At 59.9% G+C, this 12256-nt stretch carries 7 protein-coding genes, 3 pseudogenes and 1 riboswitch; of the genes and pseudogenes, 4 read left to right on the top strand and 6 right to left on the bottom strand.

The genetic code is table 11. The features are described 5' to 3' along the window. Nucleotides 1-1543: 1543 nt before the first annotated feature. Both BJA_RS00005 and BJA_RS00010 read left to right on the top strand, forming a co-directional pair. Nucleotides 1544-1795: a DUF7662 domain-containing protein gene (locus BJA_RS00005; RefSeq protein WP_014490241.1), complete on the top strand. Its 252-nt coding sequence runs from the start codon at nt 1544-1546 to the stop codon at nt 1793-1795. 1293 nt (nt 1796-3088) lie between these two features. Next, nucleotides 3089-3682, top strand: a complete 594-nt coding sequence (locus tag BJA_RS00010; protein ID WP_011082835.1) for an outer membrane protein — start codon at nt 3089-3091, stop codon at nt 3680-3682. A 744-nt stretch (nt 3683-4426) separates the two neighbouring features. On the opposite strand, the gene BJA_RS00015 is transcribed toward BJA_RS00010, so the two are convergent. The 6 genes and pseudogenes from BJA_RS00015 to BJA_RS00040 all read right to left on the bottom strand — a co-directional run. Further along, complete coding sequence (locus BJA_RS00015; RefSeq protein WP_014490244.1) at nt 4427-4684, bottom strand: hypothetical protein; 258 nt, start codon at nt 4682-4684, stop codon at nt 4427-4429. A gap of 287 nt (nt 4685-4971) precedes the next feature. Then, on the bottom strand, nt 4972-6045 hold the full coding sequence (locus BJA_RS00020; protein ID WP_014490245.1) for a ribonucleotide-diphosphate reductase subunit beta: 1074 nt from the start codon (nt 6043-6045) through the stop codon (nt 4972-4974). Then, complete coding sequence (locus BJA_RS00025; RefSeq protein WP_014490246.1) at nt 6036-7979, bottom strand: ribonucleoside-diphosphate reductase subunit alpha; 1944 nt, start codon at nt 7977-7979, stop codon at nt 6036-6038. Before BJA_RS00025 ends, BJA_RS00020 begins: the two co-directional genes overlap by 10 nt. Before the next feature lie 104 nt (nt 7980-8083). After that, a riboswitch (cobalamin riboswitch) is annotated at nt 8084-8254 on the bottom strand. A 125-nt stretch (nt 8255-8379) separates the two neighbouring features. Then, nucleotides 8380-8526: pseudogene (locus tag BJA_RS00030) on the bottom strand (transposase); the annotation flags it as partial. A 435-nt stretch (nt 8527-8961) separates the two neighbouring features. Further along, nucleotides 8962-9603, bottom strand: coding sequence for a GNAT family N-acetyltransferase (locus BJA_RS00035; protein WP_043900134.1), 642 nt, complete (start codon nt 9601-9603; stop codon nt 8962-8964). Nucleotides 9604-10871: 1268 nt separating this feature from the next. Further along, nucleotides 10872-11075: pseudogene (locus tag BJA_RS00040) on the bottom strand (ATP-binding protein); the annotation flags it as partial. Nucleotides 11076-11234: 159 nt separating this feature from the next. Here BJA_RS00040 and BJA_RS42715 point away from each other — a divergent pair. Together BJA_RS42715 and BJA_RS42720 are read left to right on the top strand one after the other, a co-directional pair. Beyond that, nucleotides 11235-11423, top strand: coding sequence for a recombinase family protein (locus BJA_RS42715; RefSeq protein WP_231088716.1), 189 nt, complete (start codon nt 11235-11237; stop codon nt 11421-11423). 365 nt (nt 11424-11788) lie between these two features. After that, a pseudogene (locus BJA_RS42720) lies at nt 11789-11947 on the top strand (recombinase family protein); the annotation flags it as partial. Between the last annotated feature and the right edge of the window lie 309 nt (nt 11948-12256).

Consider the following 12256-nt stretch of genomic DNA (forward strand, 5'->3'; position numbering starts at 1 on the left):
TTAATTAATAGTCTTTGACTGCAATACTGGGCGATATGATCCGGAAGCGCCGATAGCGGCGCCCGCTTGGCTTCTTCCCGTACTCGCGCTCCCACGTCGAAGTGTCAATCCGCACATCCGTCATGTTCGCTGATCGCCTCAAAGATTACAACCTTGCCCTAGCGACCGTGCTTCAGAGCGTCAATTCCTTCGAGCTGGTCGGGGTTGGGCTCGTCCTTGATGTTCCAACGGATATCGCAAGCCGCCGAATCTTCTCCAATCGAACAAGCGCCTCTTGGAGTAACGAGGCTCGGAATTTGCAAGTCGTCGGCGCGGGGTGGCGCTGCTCAGCCGTCCTTCGGAAATCCCTCCGTTCAATGCAGAAACACCATAGCGGCGGCACGCCTGACAGCTCTTTATTTCCGTCAGCTACAAATTCTTGTAGTTGACCCGCGCGGTGTCCTCCGGGCTGAATCGCGATCAACCCCACAGGAGAGCAAAGCTATGTCTCCACTAGAAGCAATCACCCGTTGGCTGGACTCACAAGATTTGGGCATGCAACTTGAGATCGCCGGTTTCGCGACATTCTTGGTTTTCGGGGATGATGACACTTTCACGCTCGGCGACTCGGAGCAGCTCGAGTCTCTTTACCGATGGTTGAACGAGCCAAGCTTGGCATCGGGCATCGCCGCCGAACGTGCCCTGACCTTTCGAGTGTACTTCGCTTCCTTGGCCGAGGATAGATCGACGGGCGCCGGATGGAAGCGAACCGAAGTGTTGGTGCGGAGAATTCTGAAAGACGCTACGCGAGACGGGAGGTTTGCCGCTGCCCGCAAGGCGCAAAGGATGCTTGAGCTCTTGCCCGCCCGAAAAGAGAGCTGGAATCAGGTCGTGAGATCCTGGAATGAATTGGCCGCGACGTATCTAACACACGAGGCTCTCAGTAGTTGGAGCGCCGCCGAGAAGCTCCGAGGCCTGAGGGCGATTTCAAGCACCAGCGTTCCTGTTGCTGGGCTTGGGTCGCCTCATCGAGGCGCTGCTTAATTCTGGTAAAGCCGCAATTCCCCTGTGCTGCGGGGCGAGCGTCTGCATGCACCTGTCGGATCCATGGCGGCCACGCTAGCCGCTTAAAAGCATGACAGCGCATTGAAACTGACCGTCAGGGCCACCGGAGGATATCTCCACCCGACCGGCGGCCCACTTGCGATGCTGTAGCACAAGAGCCGAAACCGGCATCTCAATGGCAGGCACGGCTTCGCGCTTTTCTTCGAACATATGCCAATGCCAGCGGGCCTAACACATCGAGATGAACGAAAGTCTCCGGATAGGCTATATCGTTTCGGTAGCTTCATTGCTCGAGAGCCGCTCAGGCCGATGTTCAGGGCCGTAAAAGGTGGTACGTCCGCCTGCCTTCGGCGCAGACGTGGCTGCTGCTCGACATGATGTCGCGGCGGCGTCAGTGCCGCTGCGAACGAAAACCGACAAATATCGGACAAAATCCGCAATTGGTGACGAAAAGTCCGGATTGGCTATATAATATGAGATCGTTGGATGGGGGAGCCCGATGTCGATCTATAACCCTTTGAGAGACAAGCTGGTCGCAAACAGCTCTGCCTCGCTCAAGATGACCTTTGCCGACATCGAGATGCTTATCGGTCGCTCCCTCCCGAAATCAGCGTATGAATATGATGCGTGGTGGGCCAACGAAGACCCCGTCAAAACAAATCACAGTCACAGCCTTGCGTGGACAGTTCCGGGGTATCAAGCCGAACCAAATCGATTGCAGCGGACAGTAACATTTCGGCGCAGGGGGTAGCATTTTCCGCAAAAGCGAATGCCTTGAACCTGGTTCGCTAATTCGACAATCGAGGATGCGTCGTGAATGAAAATGATCACGCGACACGACTAAGCCCGTATCGACAAGACATGATATTTCTTATCGCAGTAGCCTCTCCCTCCGTTGGCAGCAAGCAAGGGGCGGCCGGGCGCCGATACGCGTGCCGAGCTCGATCTTGGCGTCCCTCATCTCCGCCAGCAGAGCCACGGGATCGAGCGTGCGATAGCTCTCGAAGGCGCCGTTCGTTTGACGCCTTTGCTCAGCTTCGGATGCGCGAGAGCGCACTCAGGGATCATCGCCGCTTCGAGTTTGGGACGGAGCGGATCGGCGACCTTGCCGAACTGCGCCGTTGCAGCTTCTGCATCGAACTCGGTGACGATGAAGGCGAAGACGACACGGCGCCCGGTCTTCCAGCAACCGGCTCACGTGGCTGTTGGAGATGGGTGCCGTAGTCGGCCGCTCCGAGCGCAGTCGTTCAATACCGAACTCGGCTGGGAGTTCTGTGAGAGCTCCTGGAATAGCCAGTTCTCGGGATGTCGCTCGGCCTGTTTCGCGGCTCAAATTTCATGTATCGAAGAGGGTACTGGCCGTGATCGAGAAGGCCAGCCGCAGCAAGAAATTCTGGACTCTTAACTCGATGCGGCGCCGAGCCTTATCGCCGGCCCCTACACACGCCTCCGTCTTACTGCGGATGCATCGTCCGCCCGGAACGAAATGGATTGAATGCGGCTCGTCCGTCGAAGCTTCGCCGTAAGCGGGAACACTTGCATCCAATGGCCGACGAACGGTCGATACGGGCGGAACGAGGACACGCGGAGCAGCTGCAATCAGGAAACTGACTCGCTGTCGATGCGCTGACTCTTGTCATGCTGATGTGCTCGAAGCCGCGCAGGACGGGTAACCGCGATTAGACATTTTCGGGTCAAGCCACTTAATCAACAGTCGGCGGACAGCATCCGCGACCGACCCGACATGCACTTTGCCCATCGACCGGCCGCTCAGGCGGCGCTTGCGACCCCGTCAACTACCAACCCTTGCAGTTGATGGAGGTGGCGGAAACGTGGCAATCGTCGTCAATATCCCGTCGGGGGCGTCGAATTCGAAACTGGGATTCAGAAGAATAAAAAAATTGCTAGCGGGCACGGTAGCCCTCAACACGCTGGCTGCTCCTGCCTCTGCCGTTGATCCGGCCGCGCGGCCTTACTTCAAAGCGCCTCCGGCGGTCATTCCGATCTATGATTGGAGCGGCTTCTACGTCGGCAGTGCTGGGACGTGGTCAACGCCGGCGGCGTGGTCGTCGCTCCGCCCGTTGGCATGGGGCGCCATCATGCGACGGGAGGCACGGTGGGCGGTCACATCGGCTACCGCTGGCAAATAGCGAACTCGGTGTTCGGTCTGGAGACGCAGGGCAATTGGGCCGATTTCAAGGGCTCCAACGCGAACCTTGCTTTCGCAGGCGTCCGGGATGACTCCACGCTTGATGCATTCGGCCTGTTCACGGGCCAAGTCGGCTATGCTTGGAATAACGTGCTGCTCTATGTAAGAGGTGGGGCTGCAGTCGTCCGTGACAAATACCGGGTCTCCGATTTTGCGACCGGGCTCACTATCGACAACGGCAGCGAAACTCGTTGGGGCGGCACGGTAGGGGCGGGCCTTGAATTTGGCTTTGCTCCGAACTGGTCCATCGGCGTTGAATACGACCACCTGTTCATGGGTCGTCGGGATGTGGATTTCTTTTTTTCACCCGGACTCGTGGGTGTTCCGGTGGGCACTTTTGCAGGGACTGCCCGTATCGGTCAGGACGTCGATATCGGCTTGGTCCGTGTGAACTACCGGTGGGGTGGCGTGATCGCCACGACCTATTGATCGATCTTCGCCAAAATGGCGCGGGTTCGCACCAATATCCTGAGCCGCATCGCGGCATAGAAACCTTGGCAACAGGGACTCGCATCAATAGCGCTATCGGCTTCTTGTCGGTACATCGGCTCGAGCTGGTTAGGCGTGGTTCAAAGGAATCTGGCTGATCTGGTTATGACGCAGCGCCACGGCGAGATCGCGGCGAACTCAAGCGTGCTGCCGTGGTCGAACGCCAGCCGCTTAGTGGCTGGCTGCGCCGATTTCCCGGCCCCGTGCCTCCACCTGCATCACCGTCGGCTTTCCGGCCGTCGGAGAATGATGAGGCAAAAAATAGTTTTGTCGACCGTCGTAGTTAACCCGGCCCTCGCTTAGGGAGACACAGGTCATCGATTACAATCGTTCCGGTCGGCCGCAGCACGCTCATCGCACAGGCAGCGCACTGAAATGCGAGCCGAGGTGCGAGCCGGGCGCACCTTCGTGCTACGACTTGGTCGACCAGGTCGAGGCCGCACTGGCCACCTCGGACGAAAGGCCGACGAGCGGTCGAAGCGGCGCTCGTGCGAGGGTGGGACATAACGTCGACGACGTGATGGCTTGCGTCATCGTCGCTGCCGATCTCTGCGCCCGATCAGCCTGCCGAACCCCCGCTGGCGCGGATCAATTGGGAGCGCCTCGGAGAGCGGATGCAAAATCTCGAGAGGTGGATCGGCAGCGCTGAAGCGGAACTCTTGTGTTAGGACAGAAACGCGGCTGTCATCCGAGCCGCATTGCCAGCGTCTGCTCGTAGTAGATCACCTCCGCGAAGCCACGGCCGAGGAAGACCGCCAGTGGGTCGGCGACGAAATCAAACGCGAAGGGGGATGAAGAACAAATCGGTTTGCCTGATCCGACCGGGCTGCAATGAAGATGACCCCCTTTGACAGGGTTGCCCCTCTTTACAACTTCCGATTGCGTGATAGTAATCCCCTCTAGCCCTAAGAGGGGGGCGGCCGTGGCGATCATCGAGAACATTCGTCTGCTCAAGGGCGTAGCCGTGTTGCGCTGATTGACTTCATGAAGGTGGTTGACGAGACCCACCTCACCGACCTGCGGAAATACTGTAAACCCTAGCCGCCATCAGCAATGGAGCGCATGTACCGGCTTAACCCAACAAACCATCTGTGTGTCCGGCTTTGTCGCGCTGCAATCAAGACGCCACGATGAGGAGGTCCGGTTCTATGCCTTTGTCATGCTGGCGGGTGACGGCGACGACTATCGGCGCCTGCCGCTGTCAATGCCGCTAGCATGAATAAAATGGGCTAGATACGGCCGAAAGTCGCCCACACCCCGTCTTCGCCGTCCCAGCTGCCGCGGCTCGCCGCCTTGGAGTACTCCGTGGCGCGCTGCTCGAAGAAATTGGCGTGCTCGACGCCATTGAGAATCTCGACGAGCCACGGCAGCGGATGCGCCTTGAGCTGGGTGAACCCGCCCTCCTTCGCCTCGAAGAAGCCGAAGACCGGGGCAATCCGGAGTTGGGCCAGTCGCCAGTCGGCGACGTAGCGGACGTAGGCGTGGATATGCTCAGGCAGCATCCCCTCGATCTTGCCAAGGCCGAAGGCGAGCTCGACGAAGTTCTCCTCCAGCTTCACCATGGTCTTGGCTACGTCGACAATGTCGTCGCGGACGGGGCGCGTCACCGCGCCGGTTTCGCGGTGCCATTCGTGAAATAGCTTGATGATGCCCTCGCAGTGGAGACTCTCGTCGCGCACTGACCAGCTTACGATCTGTCCCATGCCGTTCATTTTGTTGTGGCGTGGGAAGTTGAGCAGCATGGCGAAGCTGGCGAACAAGGCCATGCCTTCGGTGAAGGCGCCGAACATCGCCAGGGTACGGGCGACATCCGCCACGCTGTCGACGCCGAACTCGTGCATGTAGTCCGCCTTGGCGCGCATCTGCGCATAGCCGCGGAATGCCTCGAACTCGGTCTTAGGCATACCGAGCGTCTTGAGTAGCAGGGCATAGGCGTCGATATGAACCGTCTCCATGTTAGTGAAAGCGGCCATCATCATCTGGACGGTGAGTGGCTGGAAGATCGGAATGTACCGCTTGAAATAGTTGTCGCCGACCTCGATGTCCGACTGAGTGAAGAAACGGAAGATCTGGGTGAGCAGCGCGCGCTCGCTGTCGGTGACGCGGCCCGAAGCCCAGTCGTTGAGGTCGGCGCCGAGCGGCACCTCCTCGCCCATCCAGTGGGTCTGCTGCTGGCGCTTCCAGAACTCGTAAGCCCAGGCATAGCGATCGACGTCGTAGCTGCCGGTCGAGTCAAGGAGGCCGACGCGTCCCTTGCCGATCAACGTGCGCGGATCGGCGCGCGATAGATCGATCACTGACATGCGAGGCACTCCTCATAGTCGGTGCGCTGCCGCGCCGGCTGCTGCGTCGGCGTTGCATCCCCGGCAATCTTGCCGGCGAACGCCGCGCGCGAGATCGACTTTGATCGACAGTAGTAGAGGCTCTTCACCCCACGCTTCCACGCCGTCCAGTGCAGCATGTGGAGGTCCCACTTATCGACGTCGGCCGGCAGATAGAGGTTGATCGACTGGCTCTGGCAAATCAACGCGGCGCGGTCGGCGGCAAGCTCGACGATCCAGCGCTGGTCGATCTCGAAGGCGGTGCGAAAGATCGCTTTCTCGTGCTCCGACAGGACGTCGAGATGGGCGACCGATCCGTCGTGCGCGATGATCGACTCCCAGGTCGCCGAGGTGTCGGCGCCTTTCGCGGCCAGCACCTTAGCGAGGTGCGGATTGCGCACCGAGATGGCGCCGGATAGCGTCTTGTGGGTGTAGATGTTGGCCGGGATCGGCTCAGTGCAGGCGCTGGTGCCCCCGCAGATGATGCTGATCGAGGCGGTCGGCGCGATTGCGATCTTGTGGCTGAAGCGCGCCATCACGCCGCGTTCCAGGGCATCCGGGCACGGGCCACGCTCGCGAGCGAGCGCCACGGATGCGGCGTCGGCTTCGCGACGGAGTTTTCGGAACATGTTCAGATTGAATGACTTGGCCAAGGTACCCTCCATTGGAATGCCCTTGGCCTGGAGAAACGAGTGGAAGCCCATGACGCCGAGGCCAACGGAGCGCTCGCGCAGGGCGGCGTAGCGGGCACGCTTCATTCCGTCCGGCGCCACCGTGATGAAGTGCGTGAGCACGTTGTCTAGGAAGCGCATGACGTCCTCTATGAAGCCGGGCTCCTCATTCCACTGGTCCCAGGTCTCGAGGTTGAGCGACGACAGGCAGCAAACCGCGGTGCGCTCCTCGCCGCGATGATCGATGCCGGTCGACAGGGTAATCTCGCTGCACAGGTTGGAGGTCGAGACCTCGAGGCCGAGCTCGCGCTGGTGCTTGGGGAGCGCACGGTTCACGGTGTCGATGAACAAGAGATAAGGCTCGCCGGTCTGCAGCCGGTTCTCAAGGATGCGTTGCCACAGCTGGCGGGCGTCGATCTCGCGGACGACCTCGTTAGTCTTCGGGCTGCGCAGAGCGAATGCGGTGCCGGCGCCCACGGCACACATGAACTCGTCGGTGACGTTGATGCCGTGATGTAGGTTGAGGCTCTTGCGGTTGAAGTCACCAGACGCCTTGCGGATCTCGAGGAACTCCTCGATCTCGGGATGGTGGATATCGAGATAGACCGCCGCCGAGCCGCGCCGCAACGAGCCCTGGCTGATCGCCAGCGTGAGGCCGTCCGTGACGTGGATGAACGGGATGATGCCCGAGGTGACGCCGCCCCTCGCCTTCTCGCCGATTGAGCGAACATTACCCCAGTAGGTGCCGATGCCGCCGCCATTGGAAGCAAGCCAGACGTTCTCGTTCCAGGTGCCGACGATGCCTTCGAGCGAGTCCGACACTGAGTTAAGGAAGCACGAGATCGGAAGGCCGCGCGTCGTGCCGCCGTTGGAGAGCACCGGTGTGGCCGGCATGAACCACAGCCGAGACATCGCATCATATAGACGTTGGGCATGCGCAACATTGTCCGCGAAGGCGCAAGACACTCGGGCGAACATGTCCTGGAGGCCTTCGCCGGCGAGCAGATAGCGGTCGGTCAGCGTCAGCCTACCAAACGAGGTCAGCAGGTCGTCGCGCGACCGATCGAGCGAAAGGTCAGACGGAGTTGGCGATCGCGCGGGGGGCCTCGGCAGGGGAGCCGGCAATGCTGGGGGCTGCACAAGACACAGTTCAGGTGTGGTAGGCTTTGCCTGCGCTGAGGGCTGCCGCACACTCGGCAGCTCAATGAGATGACCATACTGATCGAAATCGTAAGACGCCGACATCGGCAACCCCGTGATATTTGGGGGCTGGGACCGTGCGGACGACTTGCGAGGGGACCGGGCAAATGTCCCCGGCTGCAAGCGACCCACCGGGCACCCCGCCCGAGGACATGGGTTCTGTCGCGGTAGGTTTCCTGGCTCGCGGGTCGCTGCGGCTGTCGGCCTTCCCAGCGCTGTCGCGCTAATGCCTCGGAATAGCCGCTGCCGACACAATGGGTTCCCCCCTAACACCGTGCCACCATATATGCGAATTTAAAACCACTACGACACCACATATAGAAGCCTTTGCCCAGACTCGTCAAGACGGCACAGTCAAGTTAACCAGTTGGAGCAGCCCCGAGGTCGAGGTTCGAAATTCGCCGAGCGCCTGTCCTGAGAGCCTCACTCAAAAAACATAGATGTCTCAAGGCCTGGCCAATCGGCGAGTTAGGAGCCTCAGATGGGCGACGAGCGGCCAGGCGAGCTCGGTAGCGGCGGAACCTTCGAAGTCTTTGCAGAGATGCCCACATCTGCCGAGCCACGCAAAGGTGCGCTCGACGACCCAGCGCCTGCGATCGGCCAAGATGTGCTCAAACCTTTGGAAGTGGCGTCGCAAATTCTCCAACAGGGGAACAGCAACCCTGGACATCCTGAATGTTGGCATCGATCGGTTCGCGGTCCGCGAATTGAGTTGGGCCGGATCGGGTTTCGGTAGCCATACGCGTCTCGCCATTCATCGCTTTCTGTGGCCTTAGATCAAAAATTGTCTGGAGCCCGACCGCAAATCGATGCAGCCGCCCGTGGCAATATCCCAGCTTAGTGGATTTGACCCCGCCAGCTCTCACATCAGACGTGCCAACTTTGCCGAAGAGACGATTGGTATGCTTTTCGCAGGCCCGGCGAGCCGCCTCACGTGCTCAGTTGTCTGGCCGCGAACATAAGCCGTCCTGACCGAACGCGGTCATGTCAGGTTATTGGCAATCAATCCTAACGGGATGAGGCGGAGCTATGCTTGAGTCTGGGTGACGAGCCGATCCGGCGGCGCGGCCTTGCTGGGTCGGAATGAAGCCGTTCGCAACATTGGCGTGAGCGGCGGCGAAGAACCGTGTTGTATCTCACCAACGACCTTGAAGCCGTGACGTTGGTAAAAGGGAATGTTTTCAGGGTTCGAACTTTCGAGGTAGGCAACAATGCCGTCCTCATCGCATCGTTGAAGGGCGTAGTTCATCAGCAACGTGCCAAGCCCTTTTCCGACCCAGTTCGGATCGACGGCAATGAGTGGCAGATACCAATGTGGCTCGTGGGGACGATGTTCGGCCATTCTCCGCCGCAAGTGTGCCATATCCTCGGTAATCTCCGGGCGCAGGGATAGCGCCATGATTGCATCCAATGCCTCCTCATCTTGCTGCACGTTGGGAGGCAGCCACAGGGCCGCGCCACGAATCTCTCCCGCGACGTAGGCTGTGCCATGTGCAAATGCTCGGCCCCCACAGGCGTCAATGAACTGAGGCATGCTTCTAAGGTATTGCCTTGGGTCAGGCCAGCTCCAACGCATCAACGGATCCGCGGCAAAGCCGAGCACAATTGTCCAGACAGTGCTTGCACGAATGTTTGCGTTCGCAGATCTGATATCTGATTCTTCTGTCATGAAGTCGTTTCGGGGCTCTGTTTTGGCATTGGCCTTCCAAGGAGGAGCATGGCATCGACACATCTGACGGTGAGCGGAATGGATGCACCGACGGGGACTCGCCGGGTGCATTTGGTTTCCCTTCCGAGATCTCCGCCTGTCTCAGACGGCTGACTTTGACGGCCACTTCGGACGAAGGCTCCTTGGTAGGCAATGCTTGGATCTACATATTCCTGGCGGGCTTCTGCGCTTCCACGCCCTATCTGGAACCCGCCCCGCCCTTCCCAAGGAAGCTCCGACGTTCTCAAGGTCGACACGGTTCGGCAGCCTGCAACCGTCCGCGAAGGGAATGACATGAGGACGCCTTTGATATTGCAAGTGCGAAGAAGTCAGGGCATGGCGAACATCGGGCGATGGCTGCCTGAACCGGGCTCCGGCACGAGCAAACAGCCAGCCAAGTGTCGCGCGTCGAGGTCCAGACTAGGCAAGGAATCATCACCTCGTCTCGTATTGAGCGGTTCTCGTAAGTTTCTTGGTCAAAACACATGCTAAGTGCGAAACCTCCATTGCCAACGTCGTGTCCGCGGTCACCGGCAGAGAGAGCTTTCGTCTGCGAGACTCATATGCGTAGTACAGCGGCTTTCCAATTATCGCATGTTGTCCGCGCTCCTTGATGTTCTTGTCTCGGCGCATCATCGCCGCGATTCGCGATTGTCGGATCAAGGCAACGGGACTGGATACCACGACGCTGCCGCCGTCGACCTACTGAACAACGCAACTTGGGATCGCGCGAGAGCTTTCGTGCATTGATTGATCGTCAGGCGTGTCGATCGCTCGCACAACGGCGTTAGCTCTATCGAGCGAAAACGTTGCTGTCGTGCCCTCGTCGTACTTGACGCCCAGGTCAGTTGTATCCGCCGCGATCCTTGCCATAGTGGGAAAGACAGCAGGCTGACGTAGTTGCGTGAGTAACTCTCGTAAAAGAGGTTTTTGGCCACAAGCGTTGATGGCTTCGTAGGACTTGTTCCAACTCACTCCCTGATCGGAACGGTTTGGAAGATTTCTTGGCGCTGGTATGCTTGCCACACCAGGTCCGAGATCCACGTGGTGAGTCATGTTGTTTCGTTCTGTCTTGGAAAACTGTAGTCGTCGGGGCAGCATATCAGAAGGCAATGTAGCGAAGACCTCCCCAGAATAGGTAGGGATCTATCCGCCCTTGATGCTGAGTTGGCCCGGGTTCAACCTTGAGCATAGTCTGTCGAACGCCATCCGGAACTGCCCCCTTTTCGTCATGAAGAACTGCCCCCACCATCGGACGTTTGATGGTCGCTTCCGCCGGTGACGGGACGGAGGGAGGCGGAGCCGACCGGACGGCCGTCACCGGCGGTCGGCGGTTTGATGAAGCCACTCTTGGCGCGGAGTCGGTAGCTGTCGCCGCGGATCGTCAGCACGTGGCGGTGGTGCAGGAGCCGGTCGAGGATCGCGGCAAGAAGACGCGCCTCCAGTAGACGATCCACCGGAAGCGGCGGATCTGCTTTGAGGCCGTCGTCTACGTTCGCCAGTCGACGGCAGACCAGGTCATCAACAACCGCGAGAGCGAGCGCCGCTAGTACGGCTTGGCCGACCTTGCCCGGCAGCTGGGCTGGAGCGAGGTGGCCGCAATCGACGACGAACTCGGTCGCTCTGGTGGCGGCACCGCGCGTCCCGGTTTCGAGAAGCTGCTCGCCGCCATTTGCGAAGGGCAAGTTGGCGCTGTGGTCTCGAGTGAGGCCTCTCGGCTGGCGCGCAACGGCAGGATTGGCATACGCTCCTGGAGTTCTACGGGCTCGTTGGAACACTGATCGTCGATGAGGATGGCGTCGACGATCCTCGCCATCCCAACGATCGCCTTCTGCTGGCATGAAAGGCACGATGAGCGAGATGGAGCTGTCTATCGTTCGGCAACGCTCGCTTGAAGCCTTGGAGCAGAAGGCACGCAGGGGTGAGCTCTTCCTCAACGTCGCCATCGGCTATCTCAAGGTCTCCAACGATCGGATCGACAAGGACCCTGATCGGCGCATTCAGGAGGCGCTCGCACTCGTGTTCACCAAGTTTGCCGAGATGCAGACACCGCGCCAGGTCCACCTCTGCTTACGGCAGGAGCGAATCACTTTGCCCGGGGGGCGGCCATGGCCCCGAGGGCCGCCACGTCGAATGGAAGTTACCAGTGTACAATACGATCTACCACATCCTGACCAATCCCGCCTATGCTGGCGCCTATGTCTTCGGGCGCTCGGGCAGTCGGGTGACGATCGAGGCCGGCCGCAAGAGGATCGTGCGGGGCTTCCGGCGCGAGCGCAACGACTGGGAGGTTTTGATCAAGGACCACCATGAGGGCTACATTACGTGGGCGGAGTTCGAGAAGAATCAGGGCCTGATCACCGACAACGCCAACGGAAAACGCTTCATGAGTCGAGGCTCGGTTCGCAGCGGCGAAGGCCGGCTCGCGGGTTCTTCGTTGCGGCCACTGCGGCCGCAAACTTCACGTTACCTACAGCGGTACGCACAGTACTGTCGGGCGGTATCATTGCCGCGGTAGCCAGATCAACCATGGTGGAGACCCGTGCATCTCATTAGGCGGTCTGCGCGCGGATCGCGCGATCAGCGCGGAGGTCATCGCGCGGCTGCAGCCGCT

The organism is Bradyrhizobium diazoefficiens USDA 110, assembly GCF_000011365.1.
Taxonomy (GTDB): domain Bacteria; phylum Pseudomonadota; class Alphaproteobacteria; order Rhizobiales; family Xanthobacteraceae; genus Bradyrhizobium; species Bradyrhizobium diazoefficiens.